At 70.8% G+C, this 21,554-nt stretch carries 20 protein-coding genes and 1 tRNA gene; 13 read left to right on the top strand and 8 right to left on the bottom strand.

Annotated elements, in window-relative coordinates; genetic code table 11:
• Positions 1-58 precede the first annotated feature (58 nt).
• From ABD073_RS00840 to aqpZ, 3 genes are all read right to left on the bottom strand, one after another.
• Positions 59-835: an aldolase/citrate lyase family protein gene (locus tag ABD073_RS00840; RefSeq protein WP_343871816.1), complete on the bottom strand. Its 777-nt coding sequence runs from the start codon at positions 833-835 to the stop codon at positions 59-61.
• The gene (gene hpaH, locus ABD073_RS00835; protein WP_343871814.1) at positions 820-1,605 is read right to left on the bottom strand and encodes a 2-oxo-hept-4-ene-1,7-dioate hydratase; all 786 of its coding nucleotides are present in this window, start codon (positions 1,603-1,605) and stop codon (positions 820-822) included. Before hpaH ends, ABD073_RS00840 begins: the two co-directional genes overlap by 16 nt.
• 168 nt (positions 1,606-1,773) lie before the next feature.
• The gene (gene aqpZ / locus ABD073_RS00830) at positions 1,774-2,535 is read right to left on the bottom strand and encodes an aquaporin Z (RefSeq protein ID WP_343871813.1); all 762 of its coding nucleotides are present in this window, start codon (positions 2,533-2,535) and stop codon (positions 1,774-1,776) included.
• A gap of 286 nt (positions 2,536-2,821) precedes the next feature.
• On the opposite strand from aqpZ, the gene ABD073_RS00825 reads away from it, so the two are divergent.
• Entirely contained in the window at positions 2,822-3,709 is an 888-nt protein-coding gene (locus ABD073_RS00825; RefSeq protein WP_343871812.1) for an aldo/keto reductase, read from the top strand.
• A gap of 24 nt (positions 3,710-3,733) precedes the next feature.
• Here the strand turns inward: ABD073_RS00825 and ABD073_RS00820 are convergent, their stop codons facing one another.
• Entirely contained in the window at positions 3,734-5,398 is a 1,665-nt protein-coding gene (locus ABD073_RS00820; protein WP_343871811.1) for a DNA repair helicase XPB, read from the bottom strand.
• Positions 5,399-5,640: 242 nt separating this feature from the next.
• Between ABD073_RS00820 and ABD073_RS00815 the strand changes: the two genes are divergently transcribed.
• Together ABD073_RS00815 and pth are read left to right on the top strand one after the other, a co-directional pair.
• On the top strand, positions 5,641-6,294 hold the full coding sequence (locus ABD073_RS00815; RefSeq protein ID WP_343871809.1) for a 50S ribosomal protein L25/general stress protein Ctc: 654 nt from the start codon (positions 5,641-5,643) through the stop codon (positions 6,292-6,294).
• Positions 6,295-6,328: 34 nt separating this feature from the next.
• Complete coding sequence (gene pth / locus ABD073_RS00810; RefSeq protein WP_343871808.1) at positions 6,329-6,928, top strand: aminoacyl-tRNA hydrolase; 600 nt, start codon at positions 6,329-6,331, stop codon at positions 6,926-6,928.
• Between the two features lie 42 nt (positions 6,929-6,970).
• On the opposite strand, the gene ABD073_RS00805 is transcribed toward pth, so the two are convergent.
• Genes ABD073_RS00805 through ABD073_RS00795 form a run of 3 tightly spaced genes read right to left on the bottom strand, consistent with a single transcriptional unit; the run spans position 6,971 to position 10,134 of the window.
• Positions 6,971-7,879, bottom strand: coding sequence for an ABC transporter substrate-binding protein (locus ABD073_RS00805; protein ID WP_343871807.1), 909 nt, complete (start codon positions 7,877-7,879; stop codon positions 6,971-6,973).
• Positions 7,876-9,240 carry a glucose-6-phosphate dehydrogenase gene (locus ABD073_RS00800; protein WP_343871806.1) on the bottom strand — a complete coding sequence of 455 codons (1,365 nt, stop codon included), beginning with the start codon at positions 9,238-9,240 and terminating at the stop codon, positions 7,876-7,878. Before ABD073_RS00800 ends, ABD073_RS00805 begins: the two co-directional genes overlap by 4 nt.
• 15 nt (positions 9,241-9,255) lie before the next feature.
• Positions 9,256-10,134 carry a siderophore-interacting protein gene (locus ABD073_RS00795; protein ID WP_343871805.1) on the bottom strand — a complete coding sequence of 293 codons (879 nt, stop codon included), beginning with the start codon at positions 10,132-10,134 and terminating at the stop codon, positions 9,256-9,258.
• Between the two features lie 107 nt (positions 10,135-10,241).
• Between ABD073_RS00795 and mfd the strand changes: the two genes are divergently transcribed.
• The 9 genes from mfd (at position 10,242) to ABD073_RS00750 (ending at position 19,717) form a co-directional block, all read left to right on the top strand.
• A complete protein-coding gene (gene mfd, locus ABD073_RS00790) occupies positions 10,242-13,796 on the top strand; it encodes a transcription-repair coupling factor (protein WP_343871804.1) in 3,555 nt (1,184 codons plus the stop codon).
• Between the two features lie 90 nt (positions 13,797-13,886).
• On the top strand, positions 13,887-14,408 hold the full coding sequence (locus ABD073_RS00785; RefSeq protein ID WP_343871803.1) for a hypothetical protein: 522 nt from the start codon (positions 13,887-13,889) through the stop codon (positions 14,406-14,408).
• Between the two features lie 83 nt (positions 14,409-14,491).
• Positions 14,492-15,082, top strand: a complete 591-nt coding sequence (locus ABD073_RS00780) for a nucleoside triphosphate pyrophosphohydrolase (RefSeq protein WP_343871843.1) — start codon at positions 14,492-14,494, stop codon at positions 15,080-15,082.
• Between the two features lie 128 nt (positions 15,083-15,210).
• A complete protein-coding gene (eno, locus tag ABD073_RS00775; protein ID WP_343871802.1) occupies positions 15,211-16,494 on the top strand; it encodes a phosphopyruvate hydratase in 1,284 nt (427 codons plus the stop codon).
• A 30-nt stretch (positions 16,495-16,524) separates the two neighbouring features.
• Positions 16,525-17,190: an FtsB family cell division protein gene (locus ABD073_RS00770; protein ID WP_386751292.1), complete on the top strand. Its 666-nt coding sequence runs from the start codon at positions 16,525-16,527 to the stop codon at positions 17,188-17,190.
• Between the two features lie 7 nt (positions 17,191-17,197).
• Complete coding sequence (locus tag ABD073_RS00765) at positions 17,198-17,719, top strand: DUF501 domain-containing protein (RefSeq protein WP_343871801.1); 522 nt, start codon at positions 17,198-17,200, stop codon at positions 17,717-17,719.
• On the top strand, positions 17,719-18,642 hold the full coding sequence (locus tag ABD073_RS00760) for a Ppx/GppA phosphatase family protein (protein ID WP_343871800.1): 924 nt from the start codon (positions 17,719-17,721) through the stop codon (positions 18,640-18,642). Before ABD073_RS00765 ends, ABD073_RS00760 begins: the two co-directional genes overlap by 1 nt.
• A 13-nt stretch (positions 18,643-18,655) precedes the next feature.
• Positions 18,656-18,729: transfer RNA gene (locus tag ABD073_RS00755), tRNA-Leu, on the top strand.
• A 157-nt stretch (positions 18,730-18,886) separates the two neighbouring features.
• Positions 18,887-19,717, top strand: coding sequence for a Bax inhibitor-1/YccA family protein (locus ABD073_RS00750; RefSeq protein ID WP_343871799.1), 831 nt, complete (start codon positions 18,887-18,889; stop codon positions 19,715-19,717).
• 58 nt (positions 19,718-19,775) lie between these two features.
• On the opposite strand, the gene ABD073_RS00745 is transcribed toward ABD073_RS00750, so the two are convergent.
• The gene (locus tag ABD073_RS00745; protein WP_343871798.1) at positions 19,776-20,471 is read right to left on the bottom strand and encodes an NUDIX hydrolase; all 696 of its coding nucleotides are present in this window, start codon (positions 20,469-20,471) and stop codon (positions 19,776-19,778) included.
• A 166-nt stretch (positions 20,472-20,637) separates the two neighbouring features.
• Between ABD073_RS00745 and ypfJ the strand changes: the two genes are divergently transcribed.
• Complete coding sequence (gene ypfJ, locus ABD073_RS00740; RefSeq protein ID WP_343871797.1) at positions 20,638-21,516, top strand: KPN_02809 family neutral zinc metallopeptidase; 879 nt, start codon at positions 20,638-20,640, stop codon at positions 21,514-21,516.
• The last annotated feature ends 38 nt before the right edge of the window (positions 21,517-21,554 follow it).

Genomic DNA, 21,554 nt, shown 5'->3' with positions numbered 1-21,554 from the left:
AGCATGCCCGCAGACCGGGCCATGGTGGGTCACCCATGTGGGTGACCCACCCGGGCGCTCAGCGCTGGACGAAGCGCTGCGCCAGGTCCTCGCTGCCACGGGCCAGCAGCACGACGTCGGCGCCCACCAGCACGAAGCTGGCACCGGCCAGGCGGTACTCCTCGGCGACGGCGGGGTCGAAGGCGTTGACACCCACCAGCTTGCCCTCGGCCCGCACCGCCTCGATGGTGCGCAGCACGGCGGCCTTCACCTCGGGATGGTTCTGCTGGCCCAGCAGGCCCATGGTGGCGGCCAGGTCGGAGGGGCCGATGAAGACGCCGTGGACGCCCTCGGTGGCGGCGATCTCGGCGGCATTCGCGACGGCGGCTGCGGACTCCACCTGGACGAAGAGCGAGACGTGCTCGGCCGCCCCGGTCAGGTAGCCCTCGACACGGTTCCAGCGGGCCGAACGGGCCAGTGCGGAGCCGACCCCGCGCACGCCCTGCGGCGGGTAGTACATGGCAGCGGCCGCGGCGCGGGCCTGCTCCGCGTCGTCGACCATCGGGACGATGATGTTCTGCGCGCCCAGGTCCAGCACCTGCTTGATGGTGACGGTGTCATTGCTGGGCACCCGCACCACGGTGGTCACCGGGTAGGCGGCGGTGGCCTGCAGCTGGGCCAGTGCGGCGGGCAGGTCGTTGGGGGAGTGCTCCAGGTCCAGCATCAGCCAGTCCAGGCCGGCACCGGCGCAGATCTCGGCCACCACGGGGCTGCCGGAGCACAGCCACATGCCCATCAGGGCGCGCGGCGACTCCTCCAGGCGACGGGCGAAGCTGGGGCTCAGTTGAAACGGCATGAGATGGTTCCCATCGGTCCGTAGTCGCACAGCACGGAGTCGCCCTTGGACACCCACATCGGGCGGGTGAAGGAGCCGGCCAGGATGATCTCGCCGGCCTCCAGGGTGGTGCCGTGCTGGTGCAGCTTGTTGGCGAGCCAGGCGACGCCGGTGGCGGGGTGGTTCAGCACGCCCGCGGCCACGCCGGTCTCCTCGATCGACTCGTTCTTGTAGAGCAGGGCCGAGACCCAGCGCAGGTCCACCTGGTCGGGGCGCATCGGGTTGCCGCCCAGCACCATGCCACCGTAGGCCGCATTGTCCGCGATGGTGTCGACGATGGTGCGGCCCTCCAGGGCCATGTGGGCGTTGAGGATCTCCAGCGCGGGGGTGACGTACTCGGTGGCGCGCAGCACGTCGAACAGGGTGCAGTTGGGGCCGGACAGCGGCTGGGAGAGCACGAAGGCCAGCTCCACCTCGATCCGCACGCTGGAGTACTGGTCGAAGGGGATCACCGAGCCGTTCTCCCAGACGGTGTCGGCGAACATCACGCCGTAGTCGGGTTCGGTGATGCCGGTGGCTGCCTGCATCGCCTTGGAGGTGAGCCCGATCTTGCGGCCCACCAGGCGGCGGCCGTGGGTCAGATTCTTGTCCCGCCACATCGACTGGATGGCGTAGGAGTCCTCGACGGTCGCCTCGGGGTGGGCGCGGGTGATGTGCTCGACGGTTCCGCAGGTGCGTTCCGCCTCTTCCAGTTCCGCCGCGATGCGGTCGAGCGTCTGTTGGTCCAGCATGCTTCTCCTTCACAGGGCGCGTGGTGGACTGCCGTGGCCACCGGGCTGCCGGGATCGAGTGCTATCAAAAATCATATATCATTTTCGACCGCCTGTCCGGCCCGGTCCGGAAATGGCGACGGCCCGTCTCCGATGAGGGAGACGGGCCGTCGTCGTGGGTGCCGCGGCTCAGGCGCGGGCCTCGTTGACGCGGGCCTCGGACAGCTCGTGGCTGTCGACCTTCTCGTCGGTCAGGCTGCGGTACAGGGCGCCGGCGATGACGGCGCCGATGATCGGGGCGACCCAGAAGAGCCAGACCTGCTTGAGCGCCCAGCCACCGGCGAACCAGGCCACGGCCAGCGAGCGCGCCGGGTTGACCGAGGTGTTGGTGACGGGGATGGAGATCAGGTGGATCAGGGTCAGGCCCAGGCCGATGGCGATCGGGGCGAAGCCCTGCGGGGCGCGGTCATCGGTGGAGCCCAGGATGATGAACAGGAAGATGCAGGTCAGCACGATCTCGCAGACCAGGGCGGCCAGCATCGAGTAGCCGGCCGGGCTGTGGGCGCCGTAGCCGTTGGCGGCGAAGCCGGAGGCGGTGGCGCTGAAGCCGGCCTTGCCGCCGGCGATCACGTAGAGGATGGCCGCACCGACGGTGCCGCCGATGACCTGGGCGATGATGTAGGGCAGCACCGCAGCCCACTCGACGCGCTTGGCGACGGCCAGGCCCAGGGTGACGGCGGGGTTGAAGTGGCCGCCGGACAGGTGGCCGAAGGCGTAGGCGGCGGTCATCACGGTCAGGCCGAAGGCCAGCGCGACGCCGACGAAGCCGATGCCCAGGTTGACGGGGGTGGGGTCGGTGGACAGCACCTTGGCGGCCAGCACGGCGGAGCCGCAGCCACCCAGGACGAGCCACAGGGTGCCGAGGAATTCGGCGACCAGGCGGGACTTCATGGAAACATTCATTGCACTACTCCTGCTCGTGGATCCCGAGGGATCCGCTTGTACTGCCCGCGGAGCGCCGTTGACCCGCCTGATCCCTTGAGGTCAAGGCATCGAGCGCTTCGAGCCTAACGCCCTGACCCACCGGCACCGGCCAGGGCCGCGCCGGGTCTCCGGCATTTCTCAGCCGTTCCACATGGAAGTCCATGGGGTGGCGGCTCGGTCCGACAGCTGGACGCCCGAGGTGGTGCTGGCAGGGCCTCCCCGGAGGCGGGGGCCGGCGCCTAACGTGGAGGGCATGGAGAACTTCACGCTGAACAACGGGGTCGAGATCCCCGCCCTGGGCCTGGGGGTCTACCAGGCCGCGCCCGAGGAGACCGTCGCCGCCGTCTCCGACGCGCTGGAGCTGGGCTACCGCCACATCGACACCGCTGCCGCCTACGGCAACGAGGTGGAGGTGGGCCGCGCCATCGCCGAGAGCGGGCTGGCGCGTGACGAGGTCTTCGTCGAGACCAAGATCTGGATCAGCGACTACGGCCGCCAGGAGACCGTGCACGGCTTCGAGAAGTCGGCCGCCAAGCTGGGGCTGGAGCAGCTCGACCTGCTGATCCTGCACCAGGCGCTGCCCAGCGAGTTCGAGCGCACCATCGAGGCCTACCGGGCCCTGGAGCAGCTGCTGGCCGAGGGCAGGGTGCGCGCCATCGGCGTCAGCAACTTCATGCCCGAGCACCTGGACCGGCTGCTGGAGGCCACCGAGGTGGTGCCGGCGGTGAACCAGATCGAGTGCCACCCCTACTTCCGCCAGAGCGAGCTGCTCGCCAAGGACACCGAGCTGGGCATCCTGAACCAGTGCTGGTCGCCGATCGGTGGCATCACCTTCTACCGCGAGGGCGAGCACACCTCCACCCTGCAGGACCCGGTCATCACGAGCATCGCCGAGGCGCACCAGAAGTCCACCGCCCAGGTGATGCTGCGCTGGCACCTCCAGCAGGGCCGCCAGGTGATCCCCAAGTCGGTCAAGCGGGAGCGGATCGCCCAGAACCTCGACGTCTTCGACTTCGAGCTGAGCAGCGACGAACTGGCGGCCATCGACGGCCTGGACACCGGCCGTCGAGGTGGCCCCGAGCCGGAGGAGATCACCATGGAGTCCTTCGGTCGCCCGATCCCCGAGGCGCCCCAGGCCTGAGCCACGCCCCCGGCCGGGGAGGGCTCAGCCCTGCTCGGCCGGCGGGTCCAGGCTGTCCAGCTCCTCGGCGTCGACGATCCGGTAGGCATAGCCCTGCTCGGCCAGGAAACGCTGGCGGTGCTGGGCGAAGTCCGCATCGGGGGTGTCGCGGCTCACCACGGCGTAGAAGCGGGCGGTGCGGCCCTGCTTGGGACGCAGCAAGCGGCCCAGCCGCTGGGCCTCCTCCTGCCGGGAGCCGAAGGCGCCGGAGACCTGGATCGCCACCTCGGCGGTGGGCAGGTCGATGGAGAAGTTGGCCACCTTGCTCACCACGATCAGGTCGATCTCGCCGCTGCGGAAGCGGTTGTAGATGTCCTCGCGCTGCTTGTTGGTGGTGGCACCGGTGATCAGCTCGGCGCCCAGCCGCTCGGCCAGCTCCTCCAGCTGGTCGACGTACTGCCCGATCACCAGCGTGGGCTGCCCACGGTGGCGCTCCACCAGCTCCTCCACGACGGCGGTCTTGCTCTCGGCGGTGGCCGCCAGCCGGTAGCGCACGTCGGGCTCCGCGGTGGCGCAGGCCATCCGCTCGGCGTCGGTGAGGGTGACGCGCACCTCGACGCAGTCGGCCGGCGCGATCCAGCCCTGCGCCTCGATGTCCTTCCACGGGGCGTCGTAGCGCTTCGGCCCGATCAGGCTGAAGACATCGCCCTCGCGGCCGTCCTCGCGCACCAGGGTGGCGGTCAGGCCCAGCCGGCGTCGCGCCTGCAGGTCCGCGGTCATCCGGAAGACCGGAGCCGGCAGCAGGTGCACCTCGTCGTAGATCACCAGGCCCCAGTCGCGGGCGTCGAAGAGTTCCAGGTGCGGGTGCACGCCGCCGCGCTTGGAGGTGATCACCTGGTAGGTGGCGATGGTGACCGGGCGCACCTCCTTGCGGCTGCCGGAGTACTCGCCGATCTCGTCGGGCGTCAGGCTGGTGCGGCGCAGCAGTTCGTCGCGCCACTGCCGGGCGCTGACGGTATTGGTCACCAGGATCAGCGTGGTGGCCTTGGCCAGGCTCATGGCGTCGGCGCCGACGATGGTCTTGCCGGCGCCGCAGGGCAGCACCACCACGCCGGAGCCGCCGTGCCAGAAGCTCTCGGCCGCCTGGTGCTGGTAGGGCCGCAGCTCCCAGCCGTCGGTGACCAGGTCGATCTCGTGGTGCTCGCCGTCCACGTAGCCGGCCAGGTCCTCGGCGGGCCAGCCGAGCTTGAGCAGCACCTGCTTCAGCTGTCCCCGCTCGCTGGGGTGCACCACCACGGTGTCGTCGTCGATCCGGCTGCCCACCAGGCCCTTCACCTTGGCCGAGCGCAGCACCTCGGTGAGCACCGCCTTGTCGGTGGAGACCAGCACCAGCCCGTGGGTGGGGTGCTTCTCGATCCGCAGCCGGCCGTAGCGGCCCATCGTCTCGGTGACGTCCACCAGCAGCGAGCTGGCCACCGGGTAGCGGGAGTGGCGCATCAGCACGTCCACCACCTGCTCGGCGTCGTGGCCGGCGGCGCGGGCATTCCACAGCCCCAGCGGGGTGAGCCGATAGGTGTGGACGTGCTCCGGGGCGCGCTCCAGCTCCGCGAAGGGTGCGATCTCGATGCGGCAGGCATCGGCGTCGGGGTGGTCCACCTCCAGCAGGAGGGTGCGGTCGGACTGGACGATCAGGGGGCCGGGAGTGCTCATCGTCTGCCAGTATGCCGCGCGGCCCCCAACCGGACGGCTCGCGACGAGGGCCGCAGCGCACGGCCCGGCGTCGGGATTTCTCGTCGACGGCGGGCGTGGCCTAGACTTGCGGGGTTGCCTGGCGAGGGACCACCTGGTCCGTGATCGACGTGGCGTTGGGGCCCTGCCCCGATTCCTCCCTCCTGGGCCGAGAACATCTGGCCCGGATAACCGGGCCGGTCCCTGAGGTTGAGGAGAAGAACATGGCTGACATCATCGAGCTTGCCGCCGAGAAGCGCACCGAGTTCGGCAAGGGCGCTGCCCGCCGCATCCGTCGCGCCGACAAGGTTCCCGCCGTCGTCTACGGCCACGGCACCGAGCCGCAGCACGTGACTCTGCCGGGCCACGACACCCTGCTGGCGCTGCGCGCCGCCAACGCCCTGCTGAACATCCAGATCGCCGGTGAGAAGGAGCTGCTGGCCCTGCCCAAGCAGGTGCAGCGCGACCCGATCAAGGGCTTCGTCGAGCACGTCGACCTGCTGATCGTGAAGCGCGGCGAGAAGGTCACCGTCGAGGTGCCCGTGATCCTGACCGGTGAGGCCGCCGCCGAGACCCTGGTCAACCAGGACCTCAACGCGCTGGCCCTGGAGGTCGACGCCCTGAACATCCCCGAGTCCCTCGAGATCTCCATCGAGGGCCTGGAGGCCGGTTCCCAGATCACCGTCGCCGACATCGAGCTGCCCGCCGGCGCCACCTTCAACGGTGAGGCCGCCGAGACCCTGATCGTCGGCATCAACGAGGCCGTCGAGCTGGACGTCGAGTCCGACGCCGAGGGTGACGAGGAGGGAGCCGAGGGTGACGAGGAGGCCGCCGAGGGCGAGTCCGAGGACGCCGAGGGCGAGTCCGAGGGCGAGTGAGCCCGGTAGCACCCGAGCACGAGGAGACTGTCGCGTGACCACGTGGCTGGTGGTCGGACTGGGCAATCCCGGTCCGGCCTACTCCAACACCCGGCACAATGTCGGGTTCATGGTCGTCGACGAGCTGGCCCGCCGCGCGCGGGCCAGCTGGTCGGCCCCCAAGGGCATGCGGGCCGACGTGGTCGAGACCCGGTTGTCCGCCGCCGGCCTGGGGATGCCCGGGGCCGAGGCACAGAAGGTGGTGCTGGCCCGGCCGCGCACCTTCATGAACGAATCGGGGCAGGCCGCCGCCAAGCTGGCCGCCTTCCACAAGGTGGACCCGGCCCACGTGGTAGCCGTCCACGACGAACTCGACCTGGACCTGGGCCAGCTGCGGCTCAAGCTCGGCGGCGGTGACAACGGCCACAACGGCCTGAAGTCGCTGCGCCGCCACCTGTCCACCGGTGACTACTTCCGCCTGCGCTTCGGCATCGGCCGTCCGCCGGGCCGGCAGGAGCCGGCCGACTACGTGCTGGCCCCCATCCCCAGCTCGCTGCGTACCGACGTGGAGCTCGAGGTGCAACGCTGCGCCGACGCGGTGGAGCTGCTGCTGGGCCAGGGCCTGGAAGCCGCCCAGAACCGCTACAACAGCTGACCTGCCAGGCCCGCGCCGCGCCCCACGCGCGCCGGGCGAGGGCTACTTCTTCTTGGCGCCGTAGAGCGCCACCAGCTCGTCCAGCAGGGCCAGCAGGCTGCTCGCGCCGGCGAAGGGATCATGGCCCTGCAGCACGGGACGGGCTGCCTTCGCCCGCACGGCGGGCAATGAGGTCCAGCGAGGATCCGTGGCGAGGCCCTTCATGGCCTGCCGCGCCTCGGGGGAGGCCCACCACCAGATCCGCTCGGCCCGCGGCAGCTCCTGCCAGGTGGTGGCCACGGCGCCGCGCGCGTCGCCGTTGTTGGTCACGGGGTCCACGACGCCCACCTGCTGCGCCAGCAGGCCCACGGCCGAGCCGGGGCCCAGCAGGTGCACGGAGGCATCGGCGCCGATCTGCAGCAGGATCGTGGGCGGGTTCAGCCGGCCGGCCAGCGCCAGCCGGGTGGTGCCGATCTTCTCGTCCAGGCTGACCAGCAGGTCAGCGGCCTGCTGCTCGCGTCCCAGTAGGGCGCCGGTGCGCTGCAGGTTCTCGCGGGGGACCGCCAGCGCCCGGGTGGGGAAGGGGCCGGCCAGGGACTCGGTGGGAGCAATGGCCCTCAGCCGCTCCAGCAGGCCGGGATCCAGGTCGGTGCCCAGCACCAGGTCGGGGCGGCAGGCACGCACCGCCTCCAGGTCCAGGGCTGCGCGATCGCCGAGCTCCACCGCCTTCGCGGCCAGCGCGGGACGGGTGACGGTGCGACGGTAGGCGGCGGCACCGGCGACGCCCACCGGTTGCAGGCCGAGCGCCAGCACGTCCTCGGTGCGGGCACCGTCCAGCGTCACCACCCGACGCGGCGGGATCGGGCTGGCCGACGGCGTCGAGGGGGATGCCGGACGGGAGGAGCAGGCGGCCAGCGGCACGGCGAGGCCGGCGAGCAGGACTGCCCGCCGGCCGTGGTGCGCCTCGATCACTTCCAGTTGTTGGGGCCCGAGGAGCCGGCGCGATACTCGTCCAACGGCACCTCGCCCTCCTTCCAGGCCTGGACCACGGGCCCGACGATGCGCCAGCACTCCTCGGCGATGTCGCCGCGCACGCTGAGCAGCGGGTCGCCGTCGAGGATGCCCTGCAGGATTTCGCCGTAGGGGCGGATCGCGCTGCTGCCCAGCTCGGTGAACAGCACCGAGTCCTCCAGGTCGCGGGCGTCGCCCTCGGCATTGGTGGTGATGCCCACCGCGATGTTCTCCGGCTTCATGCCGATGCTGATCACGTTCGGGCTGGGGACGTTCACGAAGCCCTCGGGCACGTGCGCCACCGGCTTGAAGAGCACGGTGATGCCGTTGCGGCCGTCGCCCAGCGCCTTGCCGGAGCGCAGCCGGATCGGCACGTCCCACCAGCGCGAGGTGTTGATCCGCACGGTGAGCTCCACCAGGGTCTCGGTCTCGTTGGCCGGGTCCACGCCCTCTTCGTCGACGTAGTTGGGCACCTCGCGGTCGCCCACCGTGCCGGCGGTGTAGCGGGCGCGACGCGAGCTGGTGGCCGGGTCTCCGGTGTAGAGCTCGGTGGCGCGCAGCACGTGCGCCATCAGGTCGCGCAGCTCCAGCTCGTCGATCCGGGCCGGCTCCTCCATGGCGAACATGGCCATCACCAGCAGCAGGTGGCTCTGGATCATGTCCTTCATGGCGCCGGCGTGGTCGTAGTAGCCGGCCCGGCCCTCCAGGGCGAGGGTCTCGTCGGTGATGATGTCGACGCGCTCGATGTTGTTGGCATCCCAGACCGGCTCGAAGAGGCGGTTGGCGAAGCGCAGGCCGAGCAGGTTCAGCACGGTGGCCTTGCCCAGGAAGTGGTCCACGCGGAAGATCTGCTGTTCCGGCACCAGGCGGCCCAGCAGGGCGTTCAGGTCGTGCGCGGTCTGGGCATCCGAGCCGAAGGGCTTCTCCAGCGTCAGGCGCAGGGTGGAGGGGGACTCGATCTCGGTCAGGGCCTGGCAGGCCTTGATGGTGACCGCCGGCGGGAGGGCGAAGTAGAGCACCGGATCGCTGGGCAGCGAGTCCAGCAGCGCCTTCAGCTCCTGCGGATTGGTGACGTCCACCTTCTGGTAGCGCGTGGTGGCCAGCACCTGGTCGATGCGGGCCTGCGGGCAGCCGCCCTCGGCCAGGGCCTTGGAGACGATCTCCTTCCACTGCTCGTCGCCCATCTCCTCGACGGCGGCGCCCACCAGGGTCAGCTCGGGGCGGGAGTGGAGCTTCAGCAGCGTGCCCAGACCGGGCAGCAGGAGGCGGTGGGTCAGGTCGCCGGAGGCGCCCAGGATGACAAGGGATGCGGGATTGCTCACGCAGGTGACTCTAGGTCAGCCGGTGGCCTGCTTCCAGTAACCCATGATGCTCTGCTGCTCACGGCGAAATCCCAGCTCGCTCACCACGGGGCGCAGCTGCTTCACCCAGCCGGCCTCGCCCGCCACCCAGGCGAAGCGCTCGCCCGCATCGGCCTCGACGGGCTCCTCCCAGACCAGCTCGTCGGGCGCGACACTGGGCCGCGAGGCGTGCGCGGCGGCCTGCTCGCGGGCCAGCCGCTCACCGCGGGAGCGCACGTACCACTCGGTGCGCACGCCGCTGGGTGCCTCGAGCAGGCGGATGTCGCTCTCGTGCGGCACCTCCAGCAGGACGCAGCCGCGGCACCCGGCCGGCAGCGTGCGCACGATGTTGGCCACCGCCGGCAGCGCGGTCTCGTCGCCGATCAGCAGCACCTCGCGGGCGGTGTGTCCCTTCCAGGCCACGCCGATGCTGTCGTGTCCCTCCTGGGTGCGGTCCCCGGCCACCAGGCCCACGACGGTGCCCAGCGCGGCGTCGCGCGCGAACTGGGTGCCTGGTGCGGGGCTGCCGTCGGTCTCGTGGACCACCACGTCCAGGTCCACCTCGCCGGAGCCGTCCTCGGCGGGGCGCACGGCGCTCAGCGTGTAGGTGCGCAGCGCGGGGGCGTCGGTGCCGAGCTTCTGCCAGTCGACGTACCAGTCCTCGGCGGCGGCCAGCGCGCCCAGCTGTTCGGCGGCGCCGAAGACCAGTTTCACGCGCTGGTCCAGCAGGGTGGGCGAGCAGTCGGCCAGGTCGGGGCCGGCCAGTGTGAGGCGCACGAAACTGGCGCTCAGGCGCTCGCGGCGCACCAGGCGGGTGTGGAACATGCGGTAGGCGACGCCCATCCGGACCTCCTTGGACAGCTTTAGGTTAGGCACGCCTTACCTATTTCGCCAAGTGCTGTCCGGCTGGTGGATGCCTCGCCCGAGTGGTGGTCGGGGCAGGTGTGGTCGGTGGCCGTTGGTGCCGTGGGTAGATTTGTCGGGTGACCCTGAACGGCCTGATCGACGTCCTCGCAGCCGACCCCGTGGTGGCCAAGGCCATCGCCCAGGCCTCGGCCACCCCCACCCTCGACCTCACCGCCCCCGCCGCGGCCCGGGCGGCGCTGACCGCCACCCTGGCCGGCCGGACCGGGCGTCCGGTGCTGCTGGTCACCTCCACCTACCGCGAGGCCGAGATGCTGGTGGCCGAGCTGGAGAGCTGGGTGGGCACCGACCAGGTGGCCTACTACCCGGCCTGGGAGACCCTGCCCCACGAGCGGCTGAGCCCCCGCTCGGACACCGTCGGCCGCCGCCTGGCGGTGCTGCGCCGACTGGCCGGCAACGACCCGCTGGGCGTGCCGCGGATCGTCGTGGCCCCGGTCCGTTCGGTGCTGCAGCCGCAGGTCAAGGGGCTGGCCGAGCTCACCCCGGTGCGGATCGCGGTGGGGGAGGAGCTGGACATCTCGGAACTCTCCACCGCCCTGGTGGGCGCCGCCTACTCCCGGGTGGACCTGGTGGAGCGACGCGGCGAGTTCGCCGTGCGCGGTGGCATCGTCGACATCTTCCCGCCCACCGAGGAACACCCGGTGCGGGTGGACTTCTTCGGTGACACCGTCGAGGAGATCCGCCACTTCACCGTCGCCGACCAGCGCTCCAAGCACACCACCCTGGACGAGGTCGTCGCCTCGCCCTGCCGCGAGCTGCTGCTCGACGAGCGGGTGCGCTCCCGGGCGCGGGCCCTGCTGCCCGAGCACCCGGAGCTGTCCGAGATGCTGGACAAGATCGCCGACGGCCATGCCGTGGAGGGCATGGAGGCGCTGACGCCGGCCCTGGTGGACGGCCTGGAGCTGCTGGTGGACGTGATGCCCGCCGAGACCCTGGTGCTGCTCAGCGACCCCGAGCTGGTGCGCAGCCGCGCCCACGACCTGGTCAAGACCTCGCAAGAATTCCTGCACGCCTCCTGGGCCGCCGCGGCCGCCGGCGGCAAGGCGCCGATCGACCTGGGATCGTCGGCCTACTGGGAGCTGGCCGAGGTGCGCTTCCATGCGCTCGAGCGCGGCCAGTCCTGGTGGAGCCTGTCCTCCTTCTCCGCCGCCCCGGTGGACGAGGGCCCCACCTATGCCGACGACGGCGAGCTGGTGGACGTCTCCCACCTGCGCACCCTGAGCGTTCAGACCCGCGCCCTGGACTGGAAGGCCGCGGAAAGCTGGAAGGGTGACACCGAGGGCGCGGTGGCCGAGATCGGCCAGGCGGTGCGTGAGGGCGATGCCGTCGTGCTCAGCGTCGAGGGCAAGGGCCTGGCCGCCCGCATGGCCGAGGTGCTGACCGACCACGAGATCGGCTCCCACGTGGCCGATGCCCTGGTCGAGGCCCCCGAGAAGGGCACCGTCACCATCGTCCCCTCCAGCCAGCGCCACGGCTTCCGGCTGGCGGGGCTGAGCGTCTTCACCACCGGTGACCTGGCCGGCAACAAGCCCGCCGACAAGGCCGATCGCAAGATGCCGAGCCGGCGCAAGAACCAGATCAGCCCGCTGGAGCTGAAGGCCGGCGACCCCGTGGTGCACGAGCAGCACGGCGTGGGCCGCTACGTGGAGATGGTGCAGCGCACCGTGGCCGGCTCCACCCGGGAGTACCTGGTGATCGAGTACGCCGCCAGCAAGAAGGGCCAGCCCGCCGACCGGCTCTTCGTCCCGATGGACCAGCTGGACCTGGTCACACGCTATGTGGGCGGTGAGGCACCCACCCTGGACAAGATGGGCGGCGCCGACTGGAACAAGCGCAAGAGTCGCGCGCGCAAGGCGGTCAAGCAGATCGCCGCCGAGCTGATCAAGCTCTACGCCGCGCGCCAGGCCACCCGGGGCCACGCCTTCGCGCCCGACACCGCCTGGCAGCGCGAGCTGGAGGATGCCTTCAACTACGTCGAGACCCCCGACCAGCTCTCCTGCATCCAGGAGGTCAAGGCCGACATGGAGCAGGTGGTCCCGATGGACCGGCTGATCTGCGGCGACGTGGGCTACGGCAAGACCGAGATCGCCGTGCGGGCCGCCTTCAAGGCGGTGCAGGACGGCAAGCAGGTGGCCGTGCTGGTGCCCACCACGCTGCTGGTCACCCAGCACCACAACACCTTCAGCGAGCGCTATGCCGGCTTCCCGGTGCACGTGGCGCAGCTCTCCCGTTTCCAGAGCGCGGCGGAGTCCAAGCAGGTGATCGAGGGGATCGCCTCCGGCAAGGTCGACGTGGTGGTGGGCACCCACCGGCTGTTCGGTGGCGAGGTGCAGTTCAAGGACCTGGGCCTGGTCATCATCGACGAGGAGCAGCGTTTCGGCGTGGAGCACAAGGAGCAGCTCAAGAAGCTGCGCCTCAACGTCGACGTGCTGGCCATGTCCGCCACCCCGATCCCGCGCACCCTGGAGATGGCGGTGACCGGCATCCGCGAGATGAGCGTGATCGCCACCCCGCCGGAGGAGCGCCACCCGGTGCTCACCTTCGCCGGCCCCTACGACGAGGCCCAGGTGGTGGCGGCGATCCGCCGCGAGCTGGCCCGCGAGGGGCAGGTCTTCTACGTCCACAACCGGGTGCAGTCGATCGAGAAGACCGCCGCCCGGCTGCGCGAGCTGGTGCCGGAGGCGCGCATCGCCACCGGTCATGGCCAGATGAACGAGCACCAGCTGGAACAGGTGATGCAGGACTTCTGGGAGCGTCGCGCCGACGTGCTGGTGGCCACCACCATCGTCGAGGCGGGCCTGGACATCTCGACGGCGAACACGCTGATCATCGAGCGGGCCGACCTGATGGGCCTGTCCCAGCTGCACCAGCTGCGTGGCCGGGTGGGCCGTGGCCGGGAGCGTGGCTACGCCTACCTGCTCTACCCGCCGGAGAAGCCGCTCACCGAGACCGCGCACGACCGGCTGGCCACCATGGCGGCCCACACCGATCTGGGCGCCGGCATGCAGATCGCCATGCGCGACCTGGAGATCCGAGGTGCCGGCAACCTGCTGGGCGACGAGCAGTCGGGACACATCGCCGACGTCGGTTTCGACCTCTACATCCGCCTGGTGGGCGAGGCCGTCGCGGACTTCCGCGGCGAGGACTCCGAGCCCGAGCCGGAGATGCGCATCGAGCTGCCGGTGGACGCCAACCTGCCCAATGACTACGTCGAGTCCGAGCGGCTGCGCCTGGAGATGTACAAGCGGCTGGCCGAGGTGCGCAGCGAGACCGACATCGCCGAGGTGCGCGCCGAGCTGGTGGACCGCTACGGCGAGCTGCCCGCACCCACCGAGGTGCTGCTGGGCGTGGCCCGTTTCCGGCTGCTCTGCCGCGAGGCCGGCATCACCGAGGTGGTGGGCCAGGGCAACAACATCCGCTTCAGCCCGGCCGACCTGCCGGAGAGCAAGCAGATGCGGCTGGGGCGGCTCTACCCGGGCAGCGTGATCAAGCACCAGGCGGGCCTGCTGCTGGTGCCGCGGCCCACCACGGCCCCGGTGACCGGCCGGCCGGTGATCGGCCAGGACCTGCTGGACTGGGCGGCGCAGGTGGTCAAGGACATCTTCATGGCCTGAGGCCTGCCCGCCGCCGGGCGGGGCTGTGGCTAGAATCGGCCACGAACCGCACCTCCACCTCAGGCCCCTCGGGCCCTGGAAGGAACATCGATGAAGATCGCCCGCATCGCAGCTCCCGTCGCAGCCCTGCTGCTCATGGCCGGATGCGCCACCCCCTCGGGCGGCACGGCGTTCGACGTCGACGGCACCCGCACCTCGGTGGAGCAGGTGGACACCGCAGCCGAGGGGTGCGCGCGGCTGACCCAGACCCCCGCGGAGCAGATCCACACGCAGGTGGCCCAGATGCTGCTCTCCGGCTCGATGGCCGATGCGATCAGCGAGCGCGCCGGCGTGCCGATCACCAACCAGATGATCGCGAAGCCCGTCAAGGCCTTGCGCGGCGAGCAGCTGATGACCGATCCCGACTGCAAGGTGGCCGTGGAGTCGCTGGCCCGCTACGCCGCGATCAACGACACGCTGGGCGAGGCGAAGAGCCGCAACCAGGTGAAGGCCCTCGACGTGCAGGTCAACCCGCGCTACGGCAACTGGAACCCCTCGGCGGGAACCTTCACCGGCCAGACCGGCTCGCTGTCCATGCAGGACCTGGGCCAGGGCAAGGTCTTCGGCAACTGATGCCCGCCCGGGGCGAGCAGCAGGGCAGTGAGCTGGTGGCCGGTCAACCCGGTTGCGAGCAGGTCCGGCGGCTGGCCGGGGTGATGACCACCCTGCGCAGCGAGTGCCCCTGGGATGCCGAGCAGACCCACCGCAGCCTGGCCACCTACCTGGTGGAGGAGACCGGTGAGGTGCTCGACGCCATCGAGTCCGGGGACGACACCGACCTGCGTGAGGAGCTGGGCGACCTGCTGCTCCAGGTGGTCTTCCACTGCGAGATCGCCGCGCGCGAGCAGCGCTTCGACCTGGACGACGTGGCCGGCGACATCGCCGACAAGCTGGTCCGCCGCCACCCCTATGTCTACGGCGCCGGCGAGGTCCCCGAGGACCTGATGGGCTCCTGGGAGGCGCGCAAGCGCGCGGAGAAGGGGCGCAGCTCCTCGCTGCAGGGCATCGCGGACCACCTCTCCGCCCTGGCGCGCGCCGCCAAGGTCACCTCGCGGGTGCGCAACCACGGCGTCGCCGTCGAGATGGCCGCGGACCCGATCACGGCCGACGAGGTGGGCGCCCGGGTGCTGGAGCTGGTGCAGCGGGCCCAGGCCAGCGGCATCGACGCCGACCAGGCCACCCGCGAGGCGCTGCGCGGCTTCGAGGCGCAGGTGCGGGCGGCGGAGCAGGCCTCCGGCGCCGGGTGAGCGAGCCGGGTGACCACCCGGTGGCCGCCGGTTGAACGGCGGCGGCCATTCACCGGGGCGACGGCGCACGGCGCCGCGGGGGTGGCTAGGCTGGGACCAGACACCAACGTCTTTGAAAGGCAGATCAGATGGCAACCATCGAATTCATCGATGCTCGCGAGATCCTTGACTCCCGTGGCAACCCGACCGTCGAGGTCCAGGTCATCCTGGACGACGGTGCCGAGGGTCGCGCGGCAGTCCCCTCCGGCGCCTCCACCGGCGCCTTCGAGGCCGTCGAGCTGCGTGACGGTGACAAGAACCGCTACGGCGGCAAGGGCGTGCTGAAGGCCGTCGAGAACGTCGTCGAGACCATCGGCGAGGAGGTCCTCGGCTTCGAGGCCAGCGAGCAGCGCCTGCTCGACGACGCCATGCTCGAGCTGGATGGCACCGACAACAAGGGCAAGCTGGGCGCCAACGCGATCCTGGGCGTCTCCCTGGCCGTGGCGCACGCCGCCGCGGAGTCCGCCGGCCTGCCGCTGTACCGCTACCTGGGTGGCCCCACCGCCAACCTGCTGCCGGTGCCGATGATGAACATCCTCAACGGTGGCTCCCACGCCGACAGCAATGTCGACATCCAGGAGTTCATGATCGCCCCGATCGGCGCCAGCTCCTTCAAGGAGGCGCTGCAGTTCGGTGCGCAGGTCTACCACCAGCTCAAGAAGGTGCTGCACGACAAGGGTCTGGCCACCGGTCTGGGCGACGAGGGCGGCTTCGCCCCCAACCTGGAGAGCAACCGCGCCGCCCTGGAGCTGATCGTCGAGGCCATCAAGGCCGCCGGCTTCGAGCCCGGCAAGGACATCGCCCTGGCCCTCGACGTGGCCGCCAGCGAGTTCTACAACGAGGACGGCAGCTACGCCTTCGAGGGTGGCTCCAAGAGCTCCGACGAGATGATCGCCTACTACGCGCAGCTGGTCGAGGACTTCCCGCTGGTCTCCATCGAGGACCCGCTGAACGAGGAGGACTGGGACGGCTGGAAGAAGATGACCGAGCAGATGGGCGACAAGGTGCAGCTGGTCGGCGACGACCTGTTCGTCACCAATGTCACCCGCCTGAAGCGCGGCATCGACGAGGGCGCCGCCAACGCGCTGCTGGTCAAGGTGAACCAGATCGGTTCGCTGACCGAGACCATCGACGCCGTGACCATGGCCCACCGTGCCGGCTTCCGCTCCATGATGTCGCACCGCTCCGGTGAGACCGAGGACGTCACCATCGCCGACCTGGCCGTCGCCCTGGGCTGTGGCCAGATCAAGTCCGGTGCGCCCGCCCGCTCCGAGCGCGTGGCCAAGTACAACCAGCTGCTGCGCATCGAGGAGGACCTGGACGACGCCGCGACCTACGCCGGCGCCGACGCCTTCCCGCGTTTCAAGGCCTGAGCACTGCCCGGGACCTGTAACACTGGATAGATGGCCACGAAACCGTCGCACAACGGTCCGGGACGCGGGAACCCGCGCTCCCGGACCGTTTCGCGTCCCCGCCCGAACGCCAGCCGCAGCAGCAAGGCCGGCGACGGCGAGCGGCGCGGGATCCGTAGCCAGCAGGCACTGGCCCCGGTGGCCACCGCGCTGAGCGCCCCGCCCCGGCTGATGCGTGGGGTGGGCCTCACCCGTCGTGCCATCGCCTTCCTCGTGGTGGTGGCCATCCTGGTGCTCAGCTATGCCAGCAGCCTGCGGGTCTACCTGCGCCAGGAGCAGGACATGGCCACGGCGCAGCAGCAGATCGTGGAGCGCACCCGCGCCAATGAGGAACTGCAGCGCGAGATCGAGCGCTGGAAGGATGCCGACTTCGTGCGGACCCAGGCCCGCGAACGGCTGGGCTGGGTGATGCCCGGCGAGACCGGCTACCGCGTCGTCGGCCCGGACGGCAAGCCGATGGGCGGGGGAGTGACCATCACCTCCACCAGCACCGTCCCCGAGGGCGAGCACGCCACCGCCTGGTGGGACCGGCTGGGCGGCTCGATCGCCACCGCCGACGAGCCGCTGGTCGCGGAGCAGGACGAGCCCGTGCTGACCGCCCCGGCCGACCCCGACGAGACCCCCTCGGCCACGCCGAAGGCCACCCCGAAGCGATAGGCACCCCATGGCACACCTCACCCCGATGACCCCCGCCGACGAGCAGGCGATCACCAACCAGCTGGGCCGCATGCCGCGTGGCGTGGTGGGCATCGCCTGGCGCTGCGTCTGCGGCGAGCCCGGCGTCGTGGCCACCGAGCCGCGGCTGCCCGACGGCACCCCCTTCCCCACCACCTACTACCTCACCTGCCCGCGGGTGACCTCGGCGGTCTCCACGCTGGAGGCCAGCGGACTGATGGCGGAGATGAGCGAACGGCTCACCACCGACGCCGAGCTGGCCGCCGCCTACCGCGCCGCCCACGAGGCCTACCTGGCCGACCGCGCCCTGCTGGGCCAGGTGCCCGAGATCGAGGGGATCAGCGCCGGTGGCATGCCCACCCGTGTGAAGTGCCTGCACGTGCTGGTGGGCCACTCGCTGGCCGCCGGGCCGGGCGTGAACCCGCTGGGCGACGAGGCCGTCGAGAAGCTGCAGGGCTTCTTCGAGCGCCATGCCGCGCGCTCCGGCCAGACCGTCGACGAGCAGGCCTGATGGCGCCGGTCGTCGCCGCGATCGACTGCGGCACCAATTCGATCCGCCTGCTGGTGGCCACCGCCGGCCCCGAGGGCGGCCTGCGCGAGCTGGACCGCCGCCTGGAGATCAACCGGCTGGGCCAGGGGGTCGACGCCACCGGCGAGCTGCACCCCGAGGCGCTGGCGCGCACCTGGCAGGCGGTGGACGCCTATGCCGAGGTGATCTGCGGGCTGGGCGCCGAGCGGGTCCGCTTCGTGGCCACCTCCGCGGCGCGCGATGCCCGCAACCGGGAGGCCTTCTTCGGCGGCGTCCGCGAGCGGCTCGGCGTCGAGGTGGACATCATCCCCGGCACCGAGGAGGCCCGGCTCTCCTTCACCGGCGCCCTGACCGGTGTTCCGGAGGCGGCCGAGCCGGTGCTGGTGGTGGACATCGGCGGCGGTTCCACCGAGCTGGTGCTGGGCGGCGCGGACGGCAGCATCCGGCACGCGGTCAGCCTGGACATGGGCTCGGTGCGGCTGCGCGAGCGCTACCTGCACCACGACGTCCCCACCATCGACGAGGTGGCGCAGGCGCGGGCCTTCGTCGACGGCCTGCTGGACGGCTCCGGCATCGACTTCACCGCGGTGCGCGGCTTCATCGGCGTGGCCGGGACGGCCACCAGCCTGTCGGCGATCAGCCAGGGGCTGGCGACCTACCAGCGCGAGAAGGTGCATCGCTCCCACCTGACCACCGAACGCCTGCTGGAACTCTCCGCCGAGCTGCTGGCCACCCCGGTGGTGCAGATCGAGGCCACCACCTGCCTTCCCCGCAAGCGCGCCGAGGTGATCTGCGCCGGTGCGCTGATCAATGCCGCCATCGCCCGACGGGTGAGTGTGCCCATGGTGGTCAGCGAGTCCGACATCCTGGATGCCCTGGCGCTGGAGCTGCTGCAGCAGGGCTAGGCTCGCGGCCTGGGCCCCCGTAGCCCAACCGGCAGAGGCAGGCGGCTTAAACCCGCCCAAGTGTGGGTTCGAATCCCATCGGGGGTGCTGATCGTCCGTTGGCGCCGGGGTTGCCCCGTGCCCGCAGCACGGCGCCGGTACTGCTCAGGGTCGAGTCAGGGTCGAGGGCGGAACAGGGGCCGGATTGGCGGCGTTGAATAGACTGAAGCAACGAACCCCCCTAGACGGAGGAACCACAGCCACCATGGCCAATCCCATTCTTTCCCGCCCCGACGCGTTCTCGCAGCGCGCCCCGCAGGGTTACGCTCCTCAGCCCGGGTACGGCTACCAGCAGGGCTACGGCGCCCCGCAGGCCGGCTACGGCATGCCCCAGCAGGGCTACGGCGTGCCGCAGCAGGCGCCCCAGTACACCGCCGAGCCCACCATGACGCTGGACGACGTGATCGCCAAGACCGGCATCACCCTGCTGGCCCTGATGGCCGTGGCCGCCGCCACCTTCGTGGCGATGCCGTCTGGCCTGATCGGCATGAGCCTGATCGTCAGCGGCCTGGTCGGTTTCGTGACCGTCATGCTGGTGGCGACCCGCAAGAAGATCAACCCTGGTCTGGTGCTGGTCTACGCCGCCATCGAGGGCATCTTCATCGGCGCCTTCTCCAAGATGTTCGCGGGAATCTACCAAGGCATCGTCCCGCAGGCCGTGCTGGCCACCTTCGTCGCCGCCGGCTGCACGCTGGCCGCCTACAAGTTCTTCAACATCCGTGTCACCCCCAAGTTCCGTCGGATGATCTTCATCGGCACCGCCGCCTTCGCGGGCGTCATGCTGGTGAACTTCCTGCTGGCTCTGGCGGGCGTGAACCTGGGCCTGCGCTTCGGCACCATCGGCCTGGTGGCCGCCCTGCTGGGCATCGGCCTGGCGATCAGCAACCTGATCGTCGACTTCGACGACATCGAGCGTGGCATCGCCATGGGGGCCCCGGCCAGCGAGTCCTGGCGTGCGGCCTTCGGCCTGACCGTCACCATGGTCTGGCTCTACACCGAGATCCTGCGCCTGCTGAGCTACTTCCGGCAGAACTGATCCACCTCGCAGAACGGCCCCGTCCACCAGGACGGGGCCGTTCGTCGTTTCCGGGGGTTCACCAGGTGGGGACGCTGTCCAGGTGCTTGTCCAACAGGGAGCGCGCGCCGGAGGTCCACGGCAGGGAGCGCCAGGAGCGCAGCGGCACCCAGGCGGCCTGGGCGGTGGTGCCGTCGATGTCGATCACGTTCGGGGTGGTCGGCTGCAGGCAGGTGGCGGTGTAGATGATGCGCAGCGCGTGGAAGTCCTCCAGCACGCCGTTGGGGGCGCGCCCCACCCAGTGGTCGCTCTGCAGGTCGATCAGCCGGTTGATCCGCACCTCCTGGCCGGTCTCCTCCGCCACCTCGCGGATCAGCGCCTCCGAGGGGGACTCGCCGGCGTCCAGGCCGCCGCCGGGGAGCTGCCACAGCCCGGGCACGGCCGTCTTGTCCGAGCACTCGGTGCCCAGCACGCCGCGCGAGGAGCGCACCACCGCGTAGGCGGCGATCCGCTGGTTGCGCACCGGTGTCTCGTCGGGTCCGATCACCAGTTCGGGGTCCAGGCCGCGACGCTTGATCCGCGGCGGACGGGAGCCGGGGGTGCGGGGGTGGACTCGGGCGGTCAGCACCACCTCGTCGTCCTCCAGCCGGGCGCTGAGCAGCTCGCTCATCACCAGCCCGCGACGCCACAGCTGCTGGTGCGGGTGCTGGCCGTGGTCGACGTGCAGGCGCACCTGTTCCCCGGTTCCGGGCGAACCGACTCCGATGATGCGCATTCGTTCATCATGGCATCCCCGGCGCGGGCCCAGGACCTGCCACCCCGGCGCAGCGGTGGCCCGGTTCGCCGTGAGCGTCACACCGGTGCGCCTGTCCTGGCGCCCGATTCGGTACTGTGGCATCGTCGCGGACCGGCGTCGGCCGCGGAGAGCCAGGAAGGGCACCATGGACTTCAACGACAACGTGCAGCTGGACCCCTCGCAGGTCCAGAACGTGGGCGGCGGCGGAGGACGCGGCGGTGGCATGGCCATCGGTGGCGGACTCGGCATCATCATCATGATCCTGGGCCTGCTCTTCGGCTTCAATCCCTCGCAGATCCTGGGCGCCGGCACCTCGGGCACCAGCTCCAGCAGCCAGGTGGAGGCGAACGACTGCACCAACACCTCGCAGATCAACAGCAACCGCGAGTGCCGCTGGACCGCCTACGTGAACTCGATCCAGTCCTACTGGGCCACCCAGTTCCAGCAGGGCCAGTACCAGGGCGCGGTGACCAAGACCTTCACCGGCCAGGTCTCCACCGCCTGCGGCACCGCCACCTCCGAGGTCGGCCCCTTCTACTGCCCCGGCGACAAGACGGTCTACATCGACACCGCCTTCACCGACCAGCTGCTGCAGCAGCTCGGTGCCCAGGGCGGCGACGCCGCCGAGGCCTACATCCTGGCCCACGAGTACGGCCACCACATCCAGGACCTGACCGGCCAGATGGCCAAGGCCCAGTCCGCCGGCAACCAGACCGGCCCCACCTCGCCCCAGGTGCGCCTGGAGCTGCAGGCCGACTGCTATGCCGGTGCCTGGTTCAAGAACGCCACCCAGGACCAGTCCGGCATCATCGGCAAGGTCACCCAGGACGACCTGAACCGCGTGATCGACGCCGCCGCCGCGGTGGGTGACGACCGGATCCAGGAGGCCTCCAGCGGCCGCGTGCAGCCCGAGAGCTGGACCCACGGCTCCGCCAAGATGCGCCAGTACTGGGCGGCCAAGGGCTTCAGCACCGGCAGCCCCAGCGCCTGCGACACCTTCAGCACCAACGACCTGGGCCAGTGATCCTCGCGGCCCACGCCTGACGCAGACGGCGGCCGGCA

This window comes from Luteococcus peritonei (assembly GCF_039526385.1).
In the GTDB taxonomy this organism is placed as follows: domain Bacteria; phylum Actinomycetota; class Actinomycetes; order Propionibacteriales; family Propionibacteriaceae; genus Luteococcus; species Luteococcus peritonei.
This window is presented reverse-complemented; position numbering and strand designations above follow the sequence as displayed.